The organism is Streptomyces sp. NPDC052496, from assembly GCF_040679095.1.
Classification (GTDB): domain Bacteria; phylum Actinomycetota; class Actinomycetes; order Streptomycetales; family Streptomycetaceae; genus Streptomyces.
In genome coordinates this window covers 87,496-108,303 of the sequence record NZ_JBFAUH010000016.1, presented here as the reverse complement: position 1 = coordinate 108,303, position 20,808 = coordinate 87,496, and the positions used below count along the sequence as shown (strand labels likewise).

The window sequence follows — 20,808 nt, the reverse complement described above, 5'->3', positions numbered from 1 at the left end:
CACTAGGCTCTGTAAGGGGTCAGCTGCTCGATGGGAGGGCGCTCTTCTTCTGCCACTGGGGCCAGTCGACCATCCAGTCCCCGAGTCCGTTGTTCTCGGCCGCCCTCCCCCGTTCGGAGGAACCGGTGACCTCGAACGGGTCACCGACGCGGACCTTGGAGTAGAGCCAGTCGGCGTCGGCGTCGGTCAGCCCGATGCAGCCGGAACTGTCGTTCGTCCGGCCCACCTTGCCGGCGTTCCAGGGCGCCGCGTGCGCGTAGGTGCCGGAGCTGGTGAGCTTCATGGCGTCGCGGACCGTCCTGTCGTACGCGTCGCCCAGCCCCACGGTCTCGGAGTTCATGGTGATCGTGCCCTCCTTCGCCATGAGCGGGAAGATGCCCGTCCAGGTGGCGTGCTGCTGGTCCGGCTTTCCGGCGGAGAAGGGAATGTCCTTCACCTCCTTTCCGTTCTCGGTGAACGTCAGATGTTTGGTGTCCAGATCGACCTTGATCACATGGCTGGCGCCGATGGTGAAGTTCAGGTCGTAGTCCTTGGCGAAGTAGCGGCCGCCACCGGAGTCCACTCCGTTCAGGGCGGCGCGCAGCCCGACCTTGGTGCCCGGTTTCCAGTACTCCTTCGGCCGCCAGTCCACCCGGTCCTTGCCGGACCAGTCCTTGACCCAGCCCCAGGCACCCGTGGTGCCGTTGTCGGTGGTGACCTTCAGGTGCTTCTCCACGGCCGCCTTGTCGGTCACCGGGAAGTCGAAAGTGATCGACACGGGCTGCGCCACGCCGACCGTGGCGCCCTGCGAGCCGGGGCTCAGCACCAGTTTGTTCAGCTTGTCCGCCTGGGCGGTGGTCAGTGACTCCTTGACCGTGTTCGTGCCGCCCCGCGCGTTCCTGGCCTCGGCCACCACCGAGTACCTGGTGTCCGGCACGGTCGGCTCGTGGGAGGTCCACACCCGGCCGCCGTCCCCCAGCCCGCCGGGCAGCCGGCGGCCCTTCGGGTCGGTCACCACGACCTGGGTCAGGGTGCCGCCGGAGGCGCTGACCTGGAGCTTGTCGCCCGCCTGCACCGTCTTGACCCCGTTCGCCGCGCTCAGCGACACCCGTACCGGAGCGCCCTTGGTCGCGGACGCCGCGGGGCCTCCGCAGGCGGTCAGCGCGCCGATGCCGAGCAGCGGCACCAGGGCCAGCGCGGCCCGCGCACGGCGCGGCGCGCGGTGGCGGTGAGGAGCGGGGGCAGGGTTCATTCGGGGCTTTCCGTGGAGCGGTCCGGCGGATGTCGGCCGCTAAGACGCGAACCATCTGCATTTCGTTGCGTTGCGTGACGTGATCCATGACACGCCGCGCCACCCCGGCGTGTCGCGCCCGCGCGGTGGCGTGGTCCGTGGTCCGCGTTCCTGGTGTGCTGCCTCGCCGGTCCCCTTCCGACTCGATGTGCGACTGTTGCCCCTGCACCGTTGACGACGTCCCCTGCCGCCCCTACGGTTCCCGCGTGTATCGCTTACGGGCCGCCGTGGCGGCGGCAGCAGCACTCCTTCTCACCCTTACGGCGTGCGGGGACGACGGGTCCGGCGCGCACGGCGACGGACGGGACAGCATCGAGATCGGCGCGCTCTCCATCGTCGACACCGCACCGGTCCACCTGGCCCGGTCCCACGGTTTCTTCGCCGAGCAGGGCATCGACGCGAAGATCACGCCCGTCCAGGGCGGCGCGTACAGCTCCTCCGGCGTGGTCAGCGGCCAGTTCGACTTCGGCTTCAGCAACACCACCACCCTGCTCACCGCCCGTGAACAGGGACTGCCCCTGAAGGCGGTGGCCAACGGCGTGGCCTCCACCGGGCAGGCCGGGCCCGGCAAGGACTACAGCGCCGTCCTCGTGCCCAAGGGCAGCCCCATCGCGTCGGCCAAGGACCTGCCCGGCCACCGGATCGCCGTCAACCAGCTCAAGAACATCGGTGACACCACCATCCGGGCCGCCGTCCGCCGGGCCGGCGGGGATCCCGAGAAGCTGGAGTTCACCGAGATCCCGCTGCCCGACATGCCCGCCGCGCTCGCCGCCGGGCGGGTGGACGCCATCTGGACCGTCGAGCCCTTCCAGACCCAGGCCAAGGACCAGGGCGCCCACGAGGTGTGCTGGCCGTTCGCCGAAGCCACCGACGACCTCACCGTCGCCATGTACTTCACCAGCGAAAAACTGCTCCGCGAGAAGCCGGACCTGGTCAAACGCTTCACCGCCGCCATCGACCGGGCCCTGGCGTACGCCCGTACGCACCCCGATGCGGTCCGCGCGGAACTCGGCAGATACACCAAGATCCCGCCCGCGGTGATCCGGCGGATCGTGCTGCCCAAGTGGCCCACCGCGATCAACCGCGCGTCCGTACGGACCATCGCCGACTTCGCCCGTAAGGACGGTGTCCTGCAACGGCCCGCCGACGTCGGCGCGCTGCTGCCGTGACCCGCCGAGGGGTGCGCGCCGGGGCGCCGATGAGCGCGCCGCGCGCCGCCGGCCTCGGCCTGGCGGGCCTGGCGTGCCTCTTCGCCGTCGCCGAGGCGGTGCCCCGGCTCGGCCTCGTCGACCCGCGCCACCTGCCGCCCGCCACCGCCATCCTGCGCCGCCTCGCCGCCGAACTCGGCGACCCGACCCTGTGGACCGCGCTCGGCGAGACCCTGCGCTCCTGGGCGCTCGGCCTCGCCATCGCCTGCTGCCTGGCCGTCGCGCTCGGCGTGCTCATCGACGCCGTACCGGGGCTGCGCGCCGCCACCGCCTCCACCATCGAGTTCCTGCGCCCCATCCCGTCCGTGGCGCTGATCCCGCTGGCCACCCTCCTCTTCGGCGCCGAGACCGGCTCCACCCTCCTGCTGGTGGTCTACGCCTCCTTCTGGCAGGTGCTCATCCAGGTGCTGTACGGGGTGGCCGACGTGGACCCGGTCGCCCGGGAGACCGCCCGCAGCTACCGCTTCGGCCGCTGGGCCCACCTGCGCCACCTCGTGTGGCCGACGGCCCTGCCGTACGTGCTCACCGGCGTGCGGCTGGCCGCCGCGGTGGCGTTCATCCTCGCCGTCACCGCCGAACTGGTCATCGGCAGTCCGGGGCTGGGGCTGCGCATCCAGCTCGCCCAGTCCGGCGGCGCGGTCACCGAGGTCTACGCGCTGATCGTGCTGGCCGGGCTGGTCGGGGTCACCGTGAACGCGCTGGTGCGGGCCGTGGAACGCCGGGTGCTGGCCTGGCACCCGGCCGTACGGGGCGAGGTGGCGCGATGAGCGCGGCGCGCCGGGCGGGCCTGCGCCTGCTGCGCGTCCTGGGCCTGCCGGTGCTGCTCGTCCTCGGCTGGTGGGCGTACAGCTCCGCCGACCCCACTTTCTACCTGCCGACCCCCGACCGGGTCGCCACCGCCTTCGCGAAGGTGTGGTTCTCGGCCCGGATCACCGAGGACGTGCTGCCCAGCGTGGGCCGGCTGCTCACCGGCTACGCCCTCGCGGGCCTGCTGGGCGTCGGCCTCGGCGTCGCCATCGGCTCCTCGCGCACCCTGCGGGCCGCCGCCGAGCCCGTACTCGAGTTCTTCCGCGCCGTGCCGCCGCCGGTCCTCGTCCCCCTGATCATGCTGCTCGCGGGCCTGGACACGGCGATGAAGGTCCTGGTGATCGTCTCCGGCTGCGTGTGGCCCGTCCTGCTCAACACGGTCGAGGGCGTCCGCGCCGTGGACGAGGTGCTGGACGACACCGGCCGCTGCTTCGGGCTGCGCGGCGCCGCCCGGCTGCGCCACCTCGTGCTGCCCGCCGCGAGCCCGCAGATCATGGCGGGCCTGCGGCAGGCCCTGTCGATCGGCATCATCCTGATGGTCATCGGGGAGATGTTCGCCAGCACCTCCGGTCTCGGGCACACCGTCGTCCTCTTCCAGCGGGGCTTCGCCATCCCCGAGATGTGGAGCGGCATCGTCGTCCTCGGACTGCTCGGATTCGGCCTCTCGCTCGCCTTCCGGGCCGCCGAACGCCGCATACTGGCCTGGCACTTGGCGCGCGGCGAGGAGCGGGGACGACATGCTTGAGATCACCGGCCTGGGCAAGGTGTACGAAGGACGCGGCGGCGTCGAGGCGCTACGGAAGATCGACTTCCGGGTGGCCGACGGCGACCTGGTGTGCGTCGTGGGGCCCTCAGGGTGCGGCAAGACCACCCTGCTCAAGTGCCTCGCCGGACTGCTGTCACCGACATCGGGCGAGGTGCGCGTCGCGGGCCGCCGTGTCACCGGCCCGCCGCCGGGCCTGGCCGTCGTCTTCCAGGAGTACGGACGCAGCCTCTTCCCCTGGATGACCGTACGCAAGAATGTCGAACTCCCGCTGCGCGAGAAGAAGGTCCCCGCGCCGCGCCGCCGCGAACTGGTCGAGGAGGCCCTGGCCGCCGTCGGCCTGGCCGACGCGGCGGCGGCCCACCCGTGGCAGCTCTCCGGCGGCATGCAGCAGCGCGTCGCCATCGCCCGCGCCATCGCGTACGAGCCCCAGGTGCTCCTGATGGACGAGCCGTTCGCCGCCGTGGACGCGCAGACCCGGGCGGACCTGGAGGACCTGCTGCTCGCGCTGTGGCAGCGGCTCGGGGTGACGACGCTGCTGGTCACCCACGACATCGACGAGGCGGTCTACCTGGGGCGCCGGGTGATCGTGCTGTCCTCGGCGCCCACCGTCGTCCAGGAGGACCTCACCGTCGACCTGCCGTCCGCCCGGGACCAGATCATCACCCGCTCCGCGCCGCGCTTCGCCGAACTGCGCGCGCACGTCTACGCGCAGATCAAGCACGCCAAGAGCGGCGTGGCGGGGGAGGGCGCCCCGGCCTGGAAGCCGGAGTGACCCGGGCCGGGTGACCTCAGCCGGAGAACAGCCGGCCGCACACGAGGAAGACCGGCAGCAGCACCGAGCACAGCACCTCGACAGCGCCGACCACCGCGACCCTGAGGTCGCGGGCGGGCAGCGCCACGGCTCGCAGGAAGAACACGGCGAACGGCACCGCCAGCCACGGCTCCAGCAGGACGGCGGCCACCACCGCGAGCCCGTGGTAGACCGCCGACGCCACCCGGAAGACCTCGCTCCCGCGCTCGCGGATCATCGTCTTCACATGGAGCACGGTCCCGGTGAAATACAGGAAGCAGGCCGCGGCGGCCCGCCAGGCGCCGGAATCGACGGTGCCGCTGCCCAGCCGGTAGGAGACCAGCAGCATTCCGCAGGCGGGCACCACCGCCGCGATTCCGTTGACCGTGGCGCGTTCCTTGTTGCGGTACGCGTACCCGACATTGACGGCGAAGAAGGGCGCCGCGCACAACCCGGCGAGCAAAAGCCAGGGGCGGGCCACGGCGAGCGGCACCGCACACACGGCGAATGCCGCACCGAATCCGGCCAGCGGCGCGAGATGGCGGCGCGGCGCACGGGGATTGCGGGAAACGCGGCGCAACCGTACGTATTGCTGCCCGTGGAACGCCGTGCAATAGGCCAGCAGCCACGCGGGCAGCAATACGGCGTGCCACGCGTCGAACCCGCCCAGCAGCGCGCCCGCCAGGAACGGTACGACCAGCATGGCCCAGGCACCGTGCTGGTTCGGTATCCAGCGGCGCAGTGCGCGCCGCCCCCGCGATGTGCTCATTCGACGAATATAGGCGCCGCGCACGAGGGTTCGGGCAGCCGAAGGGCCCGGACCGAGGTCCCGCGGCCGTCCGCTGCGGACACGCGCCACCGGCGGCCTTTCCCGTCCGGCGAGGAACGCCGGCGGCCCGGCGACCGCCGCGCCCACCGGTGACCCGTAGTGATCACCTGTATGGCGCACCCGCGAAGACCCGGGGAAGGGGACGCGATAAGCGACACTGGCGCCCGTTGTCGTCCGTTCGGGCGGCGGGGTGAGGAGGTTATGTCGTGGCCATTTCGATCTCGGTCGTCGTGCTGCTCGTCGTGCTGACCGTCGTATTCCTGCGCAGCGGACGGCTGAAATTCACGCACGCCCTCGTCTGTATGCTGCTCGGTTTCTACCTGGCGGGCAGCAGCCTCGCACCGGACATCCAGAACGGCCTGTCCGGCGCCGCCGACGTGGTCAGCAGCGTCCGGCCCTGAATTCCCCCGTGCTCCGGGTTCTCACCCTCGCGCGAACACGCCGATGGCGTTCGGGACCGGCCGTTCCGCGCCGGCCGAGGGGTGGTTGCGTACGGTCGACCCGGGGCTGCCCGGTTCGCGCGTGACGAGGGTGGAGGAGCCGCCGCCGTCCAGGTTCACCGCGTCCCGGGCCCCCAGACGGCCCATCAGGCCGGCCAGTTCACGTACCGTCATCCCCGCTCGCCCCGGCGCGCCGTCCAGCGCCAGCAGCAACAGCCGGCGCCCGCCGGCGGCGACGCCGGCGGAGGTCCGTACGGCCGGGGTGACGGGGTCCAGACCGGCCAGCGGCTCGTCGTCGCGGACGATGGGGAAGCCGCCGACGGCGAAGCGCAGCGGTGCGGGCCGTCTGCCGGTCAGGGCGTGGCCGACCCGGACGCGATCGCCGACGTGCAGCTTGCGCAGCTGCCGGGCGCCTTCCTCCCGGCCGACCAGCGTCGTCGTCCCGCGGGGGATGCCGCCCCGGCCCGGCACCTGCGTGGCCTGCGTCACCCGGCCCTGCCGGACCGTGACCTCGTACGTCTCCGTGCTGCACGGCGCGGCCCGGTCGGTGTCCGTGCCGCACGTCGCCCGGACGCGTGAGGCCGGCCCCCACCGGGAGGTGAACGCGCCGATGCCGTTCACCGGCAGCGCGTACTGGTTCAGGCCCTTCAGGGGGAGCGCGCCCTCGGGGGTCACCACGGCGCCGCGCAGGGTCAGCCGGTCCAGCCGCGCGCGGCGGTCGAAGCCGACTCCGATGACGTCCTTGGTGTTCGTACCGGGCGGCAGGGCGGGGCCGAAGCGCTGTCCGTCCGGCACGGCCGCCTTCAGGTGCCGCCCGGAGGCGATGGCCGGGCCCACGGGCGCGCCGGTCGCCTCGACACCGGGGTGCTGGGTCTCGGTGATGTTGAAGAAGTCCGCGTTGACGGCGGCCACCGCGGCCCGCGCGTCGGCCAGCCGGGAGACCGGGGAGCGCGCGCCGACCACGCCGGGGTACAGCAGGTCCACCATGACGCGCCGGTCGGTCAGATCCACCGTCAGCAGGTGGCCGTGCGCGGTGCCACGCCCCACGACGACGTCGAAGGCGCTGTACGTCACCCCGGGCGCGACGCGGGCCGGCTGCCCCAGCCGCAGGGTGCCGCCGTCCGAAGCGGCTCCGGAGGCCACCCCGCTGCCGGCCAGTACGCCCCACGCCGTCAGTGCCGTCAGCACCGCCCGTGCACGAACGAATCGAATCTTCACGATCCCCCCAGACATCGCGGTAACGGTCCCATGGGTACGAGGAGCCCACTATGGCCCGGAGGTGTCGGAAAACCGTACAACCGCCGTACGGCCGTCGTGTCGCTTCCGCCCCACCGGCCCAGGGGGCGCGGCCACGCCCCTGGACCGGAGCGGCGGGAAGCTGACAGGGGACGGAACGCGCGCGAGGCGCGGCCCGGTCAGACCTGCGCGCCCGCCGGGGGAGTGGCCGGGCAGATCACGCGGGTGGCGGGGGTGAAGAAGGTGCCGTCCTTGGCGGGCAGGCCGCCGGCGAACTCGGTGTAGATGTACGAGTAGAAGGCGACGTCGGGATAGCCGCAGGAGGAGTCGGCGCCGATGGTGTAGGTCATGGTGACCTTACGGGTGGCGCCGGGGGCGATCGGCACGGAGTACGTGGCGCCCGCGCCCGGGGTGCAGGTCACGCCGGTGTCGGCCGTACAGGTCTTCCAGGTGTACTTCAGGCCGCTCGCGGAAGAGGTCTCCCAGGTGGGCTGGAACGACTGCCACACGAACCGCACATCGGCGGTGCCGGTGTTGGTGAACGTCATGGTCAGGGTGACGTCCGAGCCCGGGGTCGCCTGCGCCTTGTCCACGGTGAAGGCGAGCGTCGGGGTGTCGGCCGCGGACGCCGGGGAGGCGCCGGCCAGGCCGAGGACAGAGACGAAGAGGGCGAGAAGGGCGGCGAGACCGGCCCTGCTGGATCTGCTCATTGTTCTGCGCATGACCAGGGAGCGTAAGGCGTGATCCGCTCTTCGGGGCCGTTCCGGGAGAACCTGGTTCTTCCACCGAAAGGGTCTCGCCACCCCCAAATGCCAGGCGTACGGCCGGAATTGCGCGAAGCGGCCGGATCCGGCCTCCGGGCGCCGCACGGCTGCCGTGCCGTGATGAGCGGCCCGGGGGCCCGTGAGGTGGTGCCGAACGGCTACCGCGTGCCGCTTCCGGCCGAGCCGTGTCCGCGTACCGGTACGCATCCGGCACCGCCCGGCCTGGCGGGAAGCGAGCGACCGGGACTCAGTGTCCGGGCGAGGTGCGGCGCCGGTAGGAGTGCGCGGCGATCAACAGGCCGATGCCCCACACCAGGAACTGCGGAATTCCGTAGACGACGGTCCAGGGACTGAAAATGCTGTCGTCCTCGGATTCGCCGACCGTCTGCACGGCGGCCCAGAGGGTGTACAGGAGCAGGAAGACCGCGACGGCGAAGGCCGTGGCGGCCAGGGTCCGGCGCGGAACTCCGCGCCCGGCCAGGAACGGGGTCCAGCTCGGGAACACCAGGCCCCACGGCCGGATCAGGCTCACCGCCAGGATGCCTGCCAGCAGGGCCAGGCCGCTGAGTACGAGGAGGTAGGGGCCGCCGCCGGCCGCGTACCACTCCCGGAACTTCCGCTCGTCCGCCCAGAGGGCAATCCCCAGCGCCCAGATCGCATGGATCGGGATGAACCCGACGGTCGCGGAGAGCGCCGAGGCGTAAGCGGCCCGGACGGCCCAGCGGGGCGGAGGCGGGACCTCGGCAGCGGTGAATCCTGAACGGGGAGCGGCGTGTGGGGACATGGTCCGGCCTCCTGGTGCGACGGCAAAGGATGATCAAGAGGCACGGTTCCACGGCCCGGTGTCCCAGGGCATCGAGCCCGGGGCTGACGTCCCGTCATTCCCCGAGGTGGCCACGGCATCGAGCCGTTCCCCCGCACGGGGGAACCGGTCTCCTCCTCGCCCACCTGGCCGATCATGCCGACGTCCCGCGACCGGTCCGCCTAGTGCCCGATCTCCACGTCCTCCAGGACGCCCAGCGCGTCCGGCACCAGTACGGCCGCCGAATAGTAGGCGCTGACCAGGTAGTTGATGACCGCCTGCTCGTTGATGCCCATGAAGCGGACCGACAGGCCCGGCTGGTACTCGTCGGGGATGCCCGTCTGGTGCAGCCCGACCACGCCCTGGTTCTCCTCGCCGACGCGCAGCGCGAGGATCGAGCTGGTCTGGTCGGGGTTGACGGGGATCTTGTTGCAGGGCAGCAGCGGGATGCCGCGCCAGGCCCGTACGGCTGTGCCGCCGATCTCCGCGCCGGTCGGGTAGATGCCGCGGGCGTTCCACTCCCGGCCGATCGCCGCGATGGTGCGCGGGTGCGCCAGCAGGTACTGGGTCTTGCGGCGCCGCGAGATCAGTTCGTCCAGGTCGTCGGGGGTGGGCGGGCCGCTGCGGGTGTGGATGCGCTGCTTGAGGTCGGCGTTGTGCAGCAGGCCGAACTCGCGGTTGTTGACCAGCTCGTGCTCCTGGCGCTCGCGCAGCGCCTCGATGGTCAGCCGCAGCTGCTGGTCCAGCTGGTTCATCGGGTCGTTGTACAGGTCGGCGACCCGCGTGTGGATCTTCAGCACGGTCTGCGCGACGCTCAGTTCGTACTCCCGCGGCGCCAGCTCGTAATCGACGAAGGTGCCCGGCAGCGCGGGCTCGCCGACATGGCCCGAGGTGACGTCGATGGCCGCCTCGCCGTGCTTGTTCTGCGGCGGCACCTGGGCCGTGCGGTAGTGCTCCAGGTGCGTGCGCAGGGCGGGGGAGCGGTCCGCGAGCTGTTCGTACTCGGCACGGGGCAGCGACAGCACGGTCACCCGCGTCACGGCCCGTACCGTGTGCTTCCAGGTCGCGTCCGGCGACAGCAGCGCCGCCTCACCCAGGTGGTCGCCGTCCGCGAGGACGCCGAGAACCGTTTCGTCGCCGTACTTGCCGGTGCCGATACGGTTCAGCTTGCCGTGCGCGATCAGGATGACCCGGTCCGTCGGAGTGCCCTGTTCGGCCAGGACGTCCCCGGGCGCGTGCTCCTCCTGCACGAACCGGCCGGCCAGTGCCTCCAGCGCCGACGGGTCGTCGAAGTCGCGCAGCGGCGGCAGTTCGCGCAGCTCCGCGGGGATGACCCGGACCTCGGAACCGGTGCTGGTGAACTCGACCCGGCCGTCCCCGAGGGTGTGGGTCAGCCGCCGGTTGACGCGGTACGTACCGCCGGAGACCTGGGTCCAGGGCAGCACGCGCAGCAGCCAGCGGGAGGAGATCCCCTGCATCTGCGGCACGGTCTTGGTCGTGGTGGCCAGATTGCGTGCCGCGGCTGTCGCCAGGCTGGTGCGCACCTGGTCGGTGTCCGGGGTGCTGCCGTGGTCGGACGTCGGGTCCGCCGGTGTGGTCATGGGGGGTTCACCTGTTCCTGTCGGTCGTTCGGCGTCGTGCGTCATTTCTCGGCAAACGGTTCGTCAATCGTCTGCCACGGCTGGAAGGGAAGGTTTCACTGACCGGTCTGTACGTCTTCCAGAACTCCCAGGGCGTCCGGCACGAGGATCGCCGCGGAGTAATAGGCGCTGACGAGATACTGGGCGATGGCCTGGTCGTTGACCCCCATGAACCGGACCGAGAGACCCGGCTCGTATTCATCGGGAATTCCCGTCTGGTGCAGACCGACGACGCCCTGCTTCTCCTCGCCGGTGCGCAGCACCAGGAAGGAGCTGGTGCCGTCGGCGGCGAGCGGGATCTTGTTGCACGGGAAGATGGGTACGCCGCGCCAGGAGGGCAGGGAATGCCCCATGCAGTCGACCGCCGTCGGGTACAGGCCGCGGGCGCTGCACTGACGCCCGAACGCGGCGATCGCCTTCGGGTGGGCGAGCAGGAAGGTCGGGTCCTTCCACACCGTCGCGAGTAGTTCGTCCAGGTCGTCGGGGGTGGGCGGGCCGTTGCGGGTACGGATGCGCTGGGTGAGGTCGGCGTTGTGCAGCAGGCCGAACTCACGGTTGTTGACCATCTCGTGCTCCTGGCGCTCGCGCAGCGCCTGGATGGTCAGCCGCAACTGCTCCTCGACCTGGTTCATCGGGTCGCTGTACAGGTCACCGACCCGGGTGTGGGTCCGCAGCACCGTCTGCGCGACGCTCAGCTCGTACTCCCGCGGTGTCAGCTCGTAGTCGACGAAGGTGCCGGGCACGCGGGGTTCGCCGTGGTGGCCGGAGGCGACCTCGATGGCGGACTCGCCGCTGGCGTTGCGGGCCGGCGCGGTGCCCGCGCTGCCCGCGGCGAGGTGGTCGCGCAGCTCCGGTGAACGGTCGGTGATCTCCCGCGCGGCCTCCCGGGGCAGCGCCATGACGGTCACCCGCGTGACCGCGCGGTAGGTGTACTCCCAGGACGCGGCGGCGTCGGTGAGCAGGGCGTCGCCGAGATGATCACCCCCGGCCAGGGCCCCCAGGACCGTTTCGTCGCCGTACTTCCCGGCGCCGATCCGGTCGACCCGGCCGTGTGCGATCAGCACCAGGCGGTCGGCCGGCGTGCCCGCCGCGGCGATCACGTCACCGGGCGCGTACTCGTGCTGCACAAACCGTTCGCCGAGCGCCCCGAGCACCCCGCTGTCGGTGAAGTCGCGCAGGGCGGGCAGTTCGCGCAGTTCGTCGGGGATGATCGTTACTTCGGTGCCGGAGACGGCGAAGTCGACGCGACCGTCGCCGACCGTGTACGTCAGCCGCCGGTTGACGCGGTACGTGCCGCCCGAGACCTGCACCCAGGGCAGCAGCCGCAGCAGCCAGCGCGAGGTGACGCCCTGCATCTGCGGCACGGTCTTGGTGGTCGTGGCCAGCCGGCGTGCCGCGGCCGTCGTCAGGCTGGAATTCGGCGTTTCGCCCCCGGGGCCGGAAATTGTCCCGTCGGTAACCGTCACGGCTTCGCCACCAATCTAGGGAAGTTGAAAAGCGGACGGCGGCCGGAGTCGCGGCCGTTCCGTAAGGCGAGATCCGTGCCGCTCGCCGCACTGAACATAGACGTGTTGTTTTAATCCGGGCAATCACTCAAAAGAGTGGCATAAAAAATAAGGGAGATGGACAGGTTTAGTGGAATCCGTTGTTGGAAAGTGTGCCGTGGTGATTCCGCCGGACCGGCGGCGGACGGTTCGGTGACCACGGAAAGCCGACGCGGTGGCGGAACGGGTCACGCTCCGGACGGCGGCCGGGAAGCGGCGGGTGCGCGGGACCGGCCCAGCGGGTCGTCGAGCACGGCGCGCAGCGCGGCGTACGCCGCTCCGAGCAGCGGCCCGTCCGCGCCGACCCGCGAGGCGGCCACCCGTACACGCGGCGCGGACACCCCGCCCGGCCCGGCGACGCAACGGGCCGCCAACTCCCGCTCCACCGACGGCAGGAGCCACGGCGCCAGCCGGGCCAGCGCGCCGCCGAGCAGCACCGCCTCGGGATCGAGGAGGTGAACGGCCCCGGTCAGTGCGATACCGAGCGCCGTTCCCGCGTCCCGCAGCGCGGCCACGGTGGCGCGGTCCCCGGCCGCGGCGCGGCGGGCGAGCAGTTCGACGCGGGCCCGCGGCGCGCTCCGGCCGGTCGCCGCCGCTCCCGGAACCAGGCCCGCGGCCCGGAGCACGGCCGCTTCCCCCGCGTACTGCTCCAGGCAGCCCCGCCCGCCGCAGCCGCACGGACGTCCGCCCGGATGCACCGGTACGTGCCCCAGCTCGCCCGCGAACCCCCGTACCCCCCGCAGCAGTTGCCCGCCCACGACGACCGCGGCGCCGATCCCCGCCTCGGCCGACACATGGAGGAAGTCGGGCGGCGGCGCCCCGCTGCCGTCCGGCCCGCCGCCGAGCCGCATCTCGGCCAGCGCGCCGAGGTTCGCCTCGTTCTCCACGGTCAGCGGGCAGGAGACGCCGGTCAGGGCGCGGAGCACCGGGACCGGATCGACGTCGCGCCAGCCGAGGTTGGGGGCGTGCGCCACGGTCGTCCCGCCGCGCGCGACCAGCCCCGGGACCGCGACCGTCAGTCCGGCGGGCCACAGGTCCAGCGGCGCGATCCGCCCGGTGACCTCCGTGATCATGCCGGCCAGCCGGCGCAGTACGGGCCCGGGTCCGCCGCCCCGGCCGTCGGCGTCGGCCGCCACCCGTGCCCGGACCCGGCCGCGCAGGTCGACGGCGCACACCGCGAGGTGGCCGACACCGATCTCGGCGCCGATCCCCACGGGCCCGGTACCGCTGACGGCCAGCCCGCTGCCCGGCCGCCCGCGGCCGCTGGGCACGGCGGTCCCCGTCTCGACCACCAGGCCCGCCCGCAGCAGCGCGTCGACGAGGGTGGAGACGGCCGCCCGGGTCAGCCCGACCCGCGCGGCGACCCCGGCCCGCGAGACGGGCCCGTCGGCGGCGACGGCGTCGAGGACCCGCGCCAGGTTGCGGCGGCGGATGCCGTGCTGGGTGTCGGCGCGGGCGGAACCGGTGGCACCGGCCGAGGTCACAGGGCCCTCGTGACGGGCGCGGCGGATGCGGCAGGTGCGGCGGTCGTGGCGGGCGGAGTGGCCATACGGGTCGCAGGTCTCCAGGTCTCGTCGGTGATCCGTACGGCGTACGGAGGCGCGTACGGACGTGCGTACGGGTACGGGGGCGGCGCCCCCGGCCGGGCGGTGCCGTCGGCGGGCGCTCAGCCGGCGGCGTCCGGCCGGCCGGGCCCGAGCGGCCCGTACATCTCGGCGAACGCCATGTCGGCACACCGGCCCAGGCTCGTCAGCAGCCCGGCGGCGTTCTCCTGGGCCGCACCGGGCGCCTCCGGGCCGGCGTACTCCTCCAGCACCAGATAGGCGCCGGGCTCGGGAAGGGTGAACCAGCGGTAGGTCGGGGCGGCCGGCTCGGGGCCCGCTGCCTCGTGCAGAGCGGTGGCACTCCGCTCGGTGCCGTCCTGCCGGCGGTCGCGGACGTCGAACCGGGCACGAACAAAGATGCTCATGCCCGGCACCCCATCACAAGATCCGCGCTCGCGGTACGGCGGCGTCCGAATCCGTTCTCCGGATGCGGCTTTTCGGCAACCACCCGTCGGAGCCAGGCATATGCCGTGGTCAGGACCCCGGTCACGGTCAGGCCCGTGGTCACGGTCAGGTCCGCGGTCACGGTCAGGCCCGCGGTCACGGTCAGGTCCGCGGTCACGGACAAGCCCGCGGTCACGGCCGGGCCCGCAGCCGCGGCCGGGCCCCCGGCCGTGGCCTCAGCCGTGGTCGGGGCCCCAGCCGTCGTCAGGCCCCCAACAGTGGCCCGCCCGCCGCGAGCGTCTCCGCCAGCCGCTCCCGTGCCGCCGTGTCGCACGGCACCGCCGCGTACTCGGCGCCCCGCGCCGTCCCCCACCGCCGCGCCACCGCCGCCGGGTCCTCGCCCAGCAGCAGCCCCGCCGCCTGCGCCGCCGCGCCCAGCGCGACCAGTTCGCGGGCCTCCGGCACCACCACCGGCCGCCCCGAGAGGCGCCGCACGGTGTCCCGCCAGGCGGCCCCGCGCGCGCCGCCGCCGATCAGCAGCAGCGGCGCGTCGGCCGGTACGTCCTCGTCCACGATCCGGTCCAGCGCCTGGAGCAGCGCGAACACCGCGCCGTCGTAGGCCGCTTGGAGCAGCTGGCCGCGTGTCGTGTCGTGCCGCAGGCCGTGCAGCAGTCCGGACGCGTGCGGCAGGTCGGGCGTGCGCTCACCGTCGAGGAAGGGCAGCAGCACCGCCGACCCGCCGGGCTCGACGTCCTCCCGGTCCAGGCCGAGCAGGGCGGCGACCCGGTCCACGGCCAGCGTGCAGTTCAGGGTGCAGGCCAGCGGCAGCCAGTCGCCGCGCGCGTCGGCGAACCCGGCGACCGTACCCGTCGGGTCGCCGGACGGGCGCCGGGCGGACACCGCGTAGACCGTGCCCGACGTACCGAGGCTCAGTACGGGCTGCCCGGGGCGCAGCCCGAGTCCCAGCGCCGCCGCCATGTTGTCGCCGGTGCCCGCGGCGACCAGCGCGCCGTGCGGCAGCGGTAGGTCACCGGCCTGTACGGTGCCCGCCGCCTCACCCGGCCGGGCGAGGCGCGGCAGCGCCTTCGGGTCCAGGCCGATGTGCCCGAGGATCTCCTCGTCGTACGCCTCCTCGGCCGGTGACCACCAGCCGGTCCCGGAGGCGTCGCCGCGGTCGGTGACGGCTGCGCCGCTCAGGCGCTCGGTGAGGTAGTCGTGCGGCAGCCGCACCGCGGCCGTCGCGTCGGCCGCCGCCGGCTCGTTCTCCCGCAGCCACGCCCACTTCGTCACCGTGAACGCGGGCAGCGGCACGCTTCCCACCCGCCGCGCCCACGCCTGCGGCCCGCCGTACTCCGCCAGCAGGCGCCGGTGCTGGGGCGCCGACCGTACGTCGTTCCACAGCAGCGCCGGACGCACCGGCCGTCCCGCCGCGTCGAGCGTGACCAGGCCGTGCTGCTGGCCCCCGACGGAGACGGCCGCCGCCTGCCGCGCGGCGTCACCGCACTGGCCCAGCGCCTCGCCGAGCGCCCGCCACCACTGCTCGGGGTCGCTCTCCTTGCCCGCGCCGCCCGGATCCGTACCGTCGGCCGCCGTACCGCCGCTGACCACGTGCGGAGCCTGGCCGCGGGCGACGACCTCGCCGGTCGCGGCGTCCACCACGAGCGCCTTGGTGGACTGGGTGGAGCTGTCCACGCCGACGACGAGCGGTCCCGCTGCCTGTGTAGCCATCGCGTTCTCCTTCTCCGCGCCGCGGGGAACGGTCCCGCCGGATGCCGGATGCCGGATGCCGGATGCCGGATGCCGGATGCCGGATGCCGTGCGCCACGCCCGTCCCGGGGCTTCCCCGGCGTGCTGCCGCATATTAGTTTGGGCCCGCCGCGGTTTGTAAAGCGCCCTGACGAACTGGTGAGTCGGCCGAGGGAGCCCTCTGATGAGCTACCAGCCCGTGCCCGAGGACAGATTCAGTTTCGGCCTGTGGACGGTCGGCTGGCAGGGCCGCGACCCCTTCGGGGACGCCGTCCGCCGCCCCCTCGACCCGGTCGAGTCCGTCCACCGGCTGGCGGAACTCGGCGCGTACGGCGTGACCTTCCACGACGACGACCTGATCCCCTTCGGCTCCGGCCACCTGGCACGCGAAGCCGCGGTCAAACGTTTCCGCCAAGCGCTGGACGCCACCGGCCTGACCGTCCCCATGGTCACGACCAACCTCTTCACCCACCCCGTCTTCAAGGACGGCGCGTTCACCGCCAACGACCGGGACGTCCGGCGCTACGCCCTGCGCAAGACGCTGCGCACCATCGACCTCGCGGCCGATCTGGGCGCCCGTACGTACGTGGCCTGGGGCGGGCGCGAGGGCGCGGAGTCCGGCGCGGCCAAGGACGTGCGCGCCGCACTGGACCGGATGCGGGAGGCGTTCGACCTGCTCGGCCAGTACGTCGTCGAGCAGGGCTACGACCTGCGGTTCGCCATCGAGCCGAAGCCCAACGAGCCGCGCGGCGACATCCTGCTGCCCACCGTCGGCCACGCCCTCGCGTTCATCGAACGGCTGGAGCGGCCGGAGCTGTACGGCGTCAACCCGGAGGTCGGGCACGAACAGATGGCCGGACTGAACGTGCCGCACGGCATCGCCCAGGCCCTGTGGGCGGGCAAGCTCTTCCACATCGACCTGAACGGGCAGTCCGGCGTCAAGTACGACCAGGACCTGCGCTTCGGCGCCGGGGACCTGCGGGCCGCGTTCTGGCTGGTGGACCTGCTGGAGACGGCGGGCTACGAAGGGCCCCGGCACTTCGACTTCAAACCGCCGCGCACCGAGGACCTGGACGGGGTGTGGGCCTCGGCGGCCGGCTGCATGCGCACCTACCTGATCCTCAAGGAGCGCGCCGCGGCCTTCCGCGCGGACCCGGCCGTCCAGGAGGCGCTGCGCGCGTCCCGGCTGGACGAGCTGGCCCGCCCCACCGCCGAGGACGGGCTCGCCGGCCTGCTCGCGGACCGTACGGCGTACGAGTCCTTCGACACCGAGGCGGCCGCCGCCCGCGGCATGGCGTTCGAACAGCTCGACCAGCTCGCCATGGACCACCTGCTGCGGGCGCGCTGACCGCCCCGGGCGGCGGCCCGCTCAGCCGAACAGCTTGCGCAGGAAGCGGATCTCCTCCGTCCGCTGGTGCCCGCCGCCGCCCTCGTGCCCATTGAACCGCCACAGCCGCAGCTGCTTGGCGCCCGCGTAGTGGTGGTACGCGGCGAAGCCGGTGGAGGCGGGCGTGATCGGGTCGCGCAGCGCGGTCCCGAAGAGCGCGGGGGCGCTCGCGCGGGCCGCGAAGTTCAGGCCGTCGAAGTGGTCCAGGGTGTGCAGGGCGGTCTCCACCTCGGTCCGGGCGCCCGCGAAGTAGCGGGAGAGTTCGCCGTACGGGCCCTCGTCGGTGATCTCGACGGCGCGCCGGACGTGCGTCAGGAACGGTACGTCGATCAGCGCGCCCGCGAGCCCGGGCACCAGCCCGGCGACGGCCAGCGCGATGGCGCCGCCCTGGCTGCCGCCCGCCACGACGACGCGCCCGGCGTCCACCGCCGCGTGGCCGCGCGCTGCCTCGACGGCCCGTACGCCGTCGGTGTAGACCCGGCGGTAGTAGTACGCGTCCGGATCGCGCAGCCCCTGCGTCATCTTGCCGGGGACGCCGGGGTGGGGGGAGCCGACCGGGTCGGGGGTGTCACCGGGCCGGTCGGGACCGCTCTGCCCCCGGGTGTCCATGACCAGCGTGGCGTAACCCGACACCGGCCACAGCAGCCAGTCCTGCGGGTGCAGCCGGCCGCCGCCGTACCCGAGGTACTGCACGACGCAGGGCAGCGGGCCGCTCGCCTCACGGGGCAGCAGGAACCAGCCCCGGATGCGGTGCCCGCCGAAGCCGGAGAACTCCACGTCGTAGGTGTGCAGCAGCGACAGGCCCGCGTCGGTCTCCGTGAAGCGCGCGTCGAGGTCGTAGGTACGGGCCTCGTCCAGTGTGCGCCGCCAGAACGCGTCGAAGCCGTCGGGTTCGGGCAGCGGCGGACGGTAGCTGCGCAGCTGGTCGAGGGGCAGGTCCACGAACACGCGGTGCCTCCAGGTCGGGAACGGGCGGCGGAACCCTCCGTCGCGTACCGGCCGCGCAACCTACCAGGCGGCGCTCGGCGACCGGTCGCTCACGGCTCGGGCCGCTCCTCCTCGGGCCCCGGCGTCCCGGCCTCCGCCACCTCACTGATCCCGGCGGCCGCCGGATCGAGCACCCGGGCCAGGAACGTCCGCGTCCGCTCGTGCTGCGGATCAGCCACCACCCGTTCCGGCGGCCCTTCTTCGACGATGACCCCGCCGTCCATGAACACCACCCGGTCGGCGACCTCGCGCGCGAAGCTCATCTCGTGGGTGACGACGAGCATCGTCATGCCGTCCTGGGCGAGTGAGCGCATCACCGCCAGCACGTCGCCCACCAGCTCCGGGTCGAGCGCCGAGGTCGGCTCGTCGAAGAGCATCAGCTCCGGCTCCATGGACAGCGCGCGGGCGATGGCCACCCGCTGCTGCTGGCCGCCGGACAACTGCGCCGGATAGGCGGGCTCCTTGTCGCTCAGACCGACCCGCGCCAGGTTGGCGCGGGCGACGCGCCGGGCCGCCGCCCGGTCGCGGCGCAGCACCCGCCGCTGGGCGATCGTCAGGTTCTCCAGGACGGTCAGGTGCGGGAAGAGGTTGAAGGACTGGAAGACCATCCCGATACGGCGCCGGACACGGTCGATGTCCACGTCCGGATCGGTGACCTCGGTGCCCGCCACGGTGACCCGGCCGGCGGTCGGCTCCTCCAGGAGGTTCACACAGCGCAGCAGCGTCGACTTGCCCGACCCCGAAGGGCCGATGACGCACACCACCTCGCCCCGTTCGACGGAGAAGTCGATGCCCTTGAGCACCTCCAGCGTGCCGAAGGACTTGTGCAGCCTCTCGACCTCGATCGCCCGTCCTGCCGTCGCCGGCTTCCCGGTGGGCACGGTGGTCACCTCGCCTTCGCGGTACGGGCCTCCAGCCGCCGGACCAGCTGGCCCAGGGGGAGGGTGATGACGAGGTAGAGCAGGCCGGCGATGAGGATCGGCGTCAGGCTCTTGTGCTCGTTGAGGGCGTCCCGGCCGAAGTTCGCCAGTTCGAACTGGCCGAGTGACAGACCGAGCAGATAGACCAGTGAGGAGTCCTTGGTGAGCAGGATCAGCTCGTTGGTCAGCGGCGGCAGGACGATCCGGAACGCCTGCGGGATGACGATCGAACGCATCGCGCGGCCCGGCGACATCCCCAGCGAACGCGCCGCCTCCGTCTGCCCCTTCGGTACGGCCTGGATGCCGGCCCGGATGGTCTCCGCCATGTAGGCGGCGCCGACCAGGCCGAGCGAGAGCATCACGGTGATGTTCATGTCGAGCGCGACCTCGAAGGCGAGCGGCACGCCGAAGCCCAGCGCGATGAACACCAGCAGCGCGGGCACCCCGCGGAAGAACTCGATGTAGACCACGGCGAGCCAGCGGTACGGCGGTACCTGCGACAGCCGCATCAGCGCCAGCACCAGTCCGAGCCCCAGCCCGAACCCGAAACCGAGCAGGGTGTACTGGACCGTGTTGACCAGCGCGGTGGTGATGATCTCGGGGAACAGCGCCTTGGCCACCGCCACGTCGAAGAACGCGTGGCGCAGCGTCCCCCAGTCGGCGACCAGGGCGAGGACGAGTACGGCGGCGGCCAGCACGGCGTACTGGACACCGCGGAAGAGGCGGGCCCGCCGGCGCCGGGACAGGGGCATCAGTGTCGGCTCCTCATGCTGACTGCGGGGTCAGCCCTGCTGGGGTGCGGTGCCGAACCACTTCTTGTAGATCCGGTCGTAACTGCCGTCCGCACGTGCTTTCCTGAGCACTTCGTTGATCTTCTTGCGCAGCGCGTCGTCGCCCTTGCGCACCCCGATCCCGTAGTGCTCGCCGGTGCGGAACTCGGCCGTCACCGCGGTGTCCGGGTTCTGCTTGACGTAGTCGAACAGCACCCCGTTGTCGTTGATGCCCGCGTCCACCTGCCCGGCCTTCACGGCCGTCAGCAGCAGCCCCAGGTCCTCGAACTCGACCAGCTCGACGCCCTGGCCGTGCTGCTTGGCGTACACGCCGCCGGTGGTGGCCTTCTGGTAGCCCAGCTTCTTCCCCTTGAGGTCCTCGACCTTCTTGTAGGGCTTGCCCTTCTTGGTGATCAGCGCCTGGGTGGCCTCGAAGTACGGGTCGGAGAAGTCCATCACCTTCTTGCGCTGGTCGGTGATCGTCATGCCCGCCGCGGCCAGGTCGCACTTGCGGATGGCGAAGTCCTGGCCGGTCTCGATGCCTTCGAAGGGCGTGTTGACGATCTCCTGCGGCACCTTCAGTTCCTTGGCGACCAGGTCGACCAGGTCCACGTCGAACCCGACGATCTTGCCTTCCTTCTTCACCTGGAACGGCGCGTACGGCAGATGCGTGCAGGTCTTGAGCGTGCCGGGGGAGACGAGCTGGACGCCCGCGGCCGACTTCCCGCCGGCGGCCTGGCCGGACTTGGTGCTGGTGCACCCGGACACGAGGACGGCGGCGGCCGCGACGAGCGCGGCCGTGGCGGACATCGAGGAACGAACGGACACGGGTCCTCCGGATCAGGATGCGGCCCAACCCCCACCGGTCGGAGGTGAGTTGGCTGCATCCTGCCACCGACCAGGGCCGATGTCGC

20 protein-coding genes are annotated in these 20,808 nt (G+C 72.5%); 6 read left to right on the top strand and 14 right to left on the bottom strand.

Annotation, left to right across the window (positions count from 1 at the left end):
- Window positions 1–19: 19 nt before the first annotated feature.
- Window positions 20–1,231, bottom strand: a complete 1,212-nt coding sequence (locus AB0L45_RS22115; protein WP_365842395.1) for an Ig-like domain-containing protein — start codon at window positions 1,229–1,231, stop codon at window positions 20–22.
- A gap of 245 nt (window positions 1,232–1,476) precedes the next feature.
- Between AB0L45_RS22115 and AB0L45_RS22110 the strand changes: the two genes are divergently transcribed.
- Genes AB0L45_RS22110 through AB0L45_RS22095 form a run of 4 tightly spaced genes read left to right on the top strand, consistent with a single transcriptional unit; the run spans window position 1,477 to window position 4,823 of the window.
- Window positions 1,477–2,439 (top strand): ABC transporter substrate-binding protein, encoded by a 963-nt coding sequence (locus AB0L45_RS22110; RefSeq protein WP_365842393.1) that lies wholly within the window; start codon window positions 1,477–1,479, stop codon window positions 2,437–2,439.
- A 29-nt stretch (window positions 2,440–2,468) separates the two neighbouring features.
- Window positions 2,469–3,245, top strand: a complete 777-nt coding sequence (locus AB0L45_RS22105) for an ABC transporter permease (RefSeq protein ID WP_365842594.1) — start codon at window positions 2,469–2,471, stop codon at window positions 3,243–3,245.
- The gene (locus AB0L45_RS22100; protein WP_365842391.1) at window positions 3,242–4,030 is read left to right on the top strand and encodes an ABC transporter permease; all 789 of its coding nucleotides are present in this window, start codon (window positions 3,242–3,244) and stop codon (window positions 4,028–4,030) included. Before AB0L45_RS22105 ends, AB0L45_RS22100 begins: the two co-directional genes overlap by 4 nt.
- A complete protein-coding gene (locus AB0L45_RS22095) occupies window positions 4,023–4,823 on the top strand; it encodes an ABC transporter ATP-binding protein (RefSeq protein WP_365842389.1) in 801 nt (266 codons plus the stop codon). Before AB0L45_RS22100 ends, AB0L45_RS22095 begins: the two co-directional genes overlap by 8 nt.
- Window positions 4,824–4,839: 16 nt before the next feature.
- Here the strand turns inward: AB0L45_RS22095 and AB0L45_RS22090 are convergent, their stop codons facing one another.
- Window positions 4,840–5,610: a YwiC-like family protein gene (locus AB0L45_RS22090; RefSeq protein ID WP_365842387.1), complete on the bottom strand. Its 771-nt coding sequence runs from the start codon at window positions 5,608–5,610 to the stop codon at window positions 4,840–4,842.
- A 266-nt stretch (window positions 5,611–5,876) separates the two neighbouring features.
- Between AB0L45_RS22090 and AB0L45_RS22085 the strand changes: the two genes are divergently transcribed.
- Window positions 5,877–6,071 (top strand): hypothetical protein, encoded by a 195-nt coding sequence (locus tag AB0L45_RS22085; protein WP_030370182.1) that lies wholly within the window; start codon window positions 5,877–5,879, stop codon window positions 6,069–6,071.
- A gap of 21 nt (window positions 6,072–6,092) precedes the next feature.
- Here the strand turns inward: AB0L45_RS22085 and AB0L45_RS22080 are convergent, their stop codons facing one another.
- The 8 genes from AB0L45_RS22080 to xylB form a co-directional block, all read right to left on the bottom strand.
- Window positions 6,093–7,328, bottom strand: coding sequence for a phosphodiester glycosidase family protein (locus tag AB0L45_RS22080; RefSeq protein ID WP_365842385.1), 1,236 nt, complete (start codon window positions 7,326–7,328; stop codon window positions 6,093–6,095).
- A gap of 197 nt (window positions 7,329–7,525) precedes the next feature.
- Window positions 7,526–8,068, bottom strand: coding sequence for a hypothetical protein (locus tag AB0L45_RS22075; protein WP_365842383.1), 543 nt, complete (start codon window positions 8,066–8,068; stop codon window positions 7,526–7,528).
- Window positions 8,069–8,357: 289 nt separating this feature from the next.
- Window positions 8,358–8,894: a hypothetical protein gene (locus tag AB0L45_RS22070; RefSeq protein ID WP_365842381.1), complete on the bottom strand. Its 537-nt coding sequence runs from the start codon at window positions 8,892–8,894 to the stop codon at window positions 8,358–8,360.
- 200 nt (window positions 8,895–9,094) lie between these two features.
- On the bottom strand, window positions 9,095–10,513 hold the full coding sequence (locus AB0L45_RS22065) for a family 2B encapsulin nanocompartment shell protein (protein WP_365842379.1): 1,419 nt from the start codon (window positions 10,511–10,513) through the stop codon (window positions 9,095–9,097).
- 95 nt (window positions 10,514–10,608) lie between these two features.
- Window positions 10,609–12,018 (bottom strand): family 2B encapsulin nanocompartment shell protein, encoded by a 1,410-nt coding sequence (locus tag AB0L45_RS22060; RefSeq protein ID WP_365842377.1) that lies wholly within the window; start codon window positions 12,016–12,018, stop codon window positions 10,609–10,611.
- A gap of 266 nt (window positions 12,019–12,284) precedes the next feature.
- The gene (locus AB0L45_RS22055; RefSeq protein WP_365842375.1) at window positions 12,285–13,580 is read right to left on the bottom strand and encodes an ROK family transcriptional regulator; all 1,296 of its coding nucleotides are present in this window, start codon (window positions 13,578–13,580) and stop codon (window positions 12,285–12,287) included.
- Window positions 13,581–13,762: 182 nt separating this feature from the next.
- The gene (locus AB0L45_RS22050) at window positions 13,763–14,065 is read right to left on the bottom strand and encodes a hypothetical protein (RefSeq protein ID WP_365842373.1); all 303 of its coding nucleotides are present in this window, start codon (window positions 14,063–14,065) and stop codon (window positions 13,763–13,765) included.
- A gap of 283 nt (window positions 14,066–14,348) precedes the next feature.
- Window positions 14,349–15,812: a xylulokinase gene (gene xylB, locus AB0L45_RS22045; protein WP_365842371.1), complete on the bottom strand. Its 1,464-nt coding sequence runs from the start codon at window positions 15,810–15,812 to the stop codon at window positions 14,349–14,351.
- Between the two features lie 202 nt (window positions 15,813–16,014).
- Here xylB and xylA point away from each other — a divergent pair, with 202 nt between their 5' ends.
- Complete coding sequence (gene xylA / locus AB0L45_RS22040) at window positions 16,015–17,178, top strand: xylose isomerase (protein WP_365842369.1); 1,164 nt, start codon at window positions 16,015–16,017, stop codon at window positions 17,176–17,178.
- A 21-nt stretch (window positions 17,179–17,199) separates the two neighbouring features.
- Here the strand turns inward: xylA and AB0L45_RS22035 are convergent, their stop codons facing one another.
- From AB0L45_RS22035 to AB0L45_RS22020, 4 genes are all read right to left on the bottom strand, one after another.
- A complete protein-coding gene (locus tag AB0L45_RS22035) occupies window positions 17,200–18,165 on the bottom strand; it encodes an acetylxylan esterase (RefSeq protein WP_365842367.1) in 966 nt (321 codons plus the stop codon).
- A gap of 89 nt (window positions 18,166–18,254) precedes the next feature.
- Entirely contained in the window at window positions 18,255–19,094 is an 840-nt protein-coding gene (locus tag AB0L45_RS22030) for an amino acid ABC transporter ATP-binding protein (RefSeq protein WP_365842365.1), read from the bottom strand.
- Window positions 19,091–19,876, bottom strand: coding sequence for an amino acid ABC transporter permease (locus AB0L45_RS22025; RefSeq protein WP_365842363.1), 786 nt, complete (start codon window positions 19,874–19,876; stop codon window positions 19,091–19,093). Before AB0L45_RS22025 ends, AB0L45_RS22030 begins: the two co-directional genes overlap by 4 nt.
- A 30-nt stretch (window positions 19,877–19,906) precedes the next feature.
- On the bottom strand, window positions 19,907–20,704 hold the full coding sequence (locus AB0L45_RS22020) for a basic amino acid ABC transporter substrate-binding protein (protein ID WP_365842592.1): 798 nt from the start codon (window positions 20,702–20,704) through the stop codon (window positions 19,907–19,909).
- Window positions 20,705–20,808: the final 104 nt, after the last annotated feature.

Coding starts and splice junctions, on each gene's coding strand:
- AB0L45_RS22115 (WP_365842395.1), bottom strand. CDS start 1,231: ATGAACCCTGCCCCCGCTCCTCACCGCCACCGCGCGCCGCGCCGTGCG.
- AB0L45_RS22105 (WP_365842594.1), top strand. CDS start 2,469: ATGAGCGCGCCGCGCGCCGCCGGCCTCGGCCTGGCGGGCCTGGCGTGC.
- AB0L45_RS22100 (WP_365842391.1), top strand. CDS start 3,242: ATGAGCGCGGCGCGCCGGGCGGGCCTGCGCCTGCTGCGCGTCCTGGGC.
- AB0L45_RS22095 (WP_365842389.1), top strand. CDS start 4,023: ATGCTTGAGATCACCGGCCTGGGCAAGGTGTACGAAGGACGCGGCGGC.
- AB0L45_RS22090 (WP_365842387.1), bottom strand. CDS start 5,610: ATGAGCACATCGCGGGGGCGGCGCGCACTGCGCCGCTGGATACCGAAC.
- AB0L45_RS22075 (WP_365842383.1), bottom strand. CDS start 8,068: ATGCGCAGAACAATGAGCAGATCCAGCAGGGCCGGTCTCGCCGCCCTT.
- AB0L45_RS22070 (WP_365842381.1), bottom strand. CDS start 8,894: ATGTCCCCACACGCCGCTCCCCGTTCAGGATTCACCGCTGCCGAGGTC.
- AB0L45_RS22065 (WP_365842379.1), bottom strand. CDS start 10,513: ATGACCACACCGGCGGACCCGACGTCCGACCACGGCAGCACCCCGGAC.
- AB0L45_RS22050 (WP_365842373.1), bottom strand. CDS start 14,065: ATGAGCATCTTTGTTCGTGCCCGGTTCGACGTCCGCGACCGCCGGCAG.
- xylB (WP_365842371.1), bottom strand. CDS start 15,812: ATGGCTACACAGGCAGCGGGACCGCTCGTCGTCGGCGTGGACAGCTCC.
- xylA (WP_365842369.1), top strand. CDS start 16,015: ATGAGCTACCAGCCCGTGCCCGAGGACAGATTCAGTTTCGGCCTGTGG.
- AB0L45_RS22025 (WP_365842363.1), bottom strand. CDS start 19,876: ATGCCCCTGTCCCGGCGCCGGCGGGCCCGCCTCTTCCGCGGTGTCCAG.
- AB0L45_RS22020 (WP_365842592.1), bottom strand. CDS start 20,704: ATGTCCGCCACGGCCGCGCTCGTCGCGGCCGCCGCCGTCCTCGTGTCC.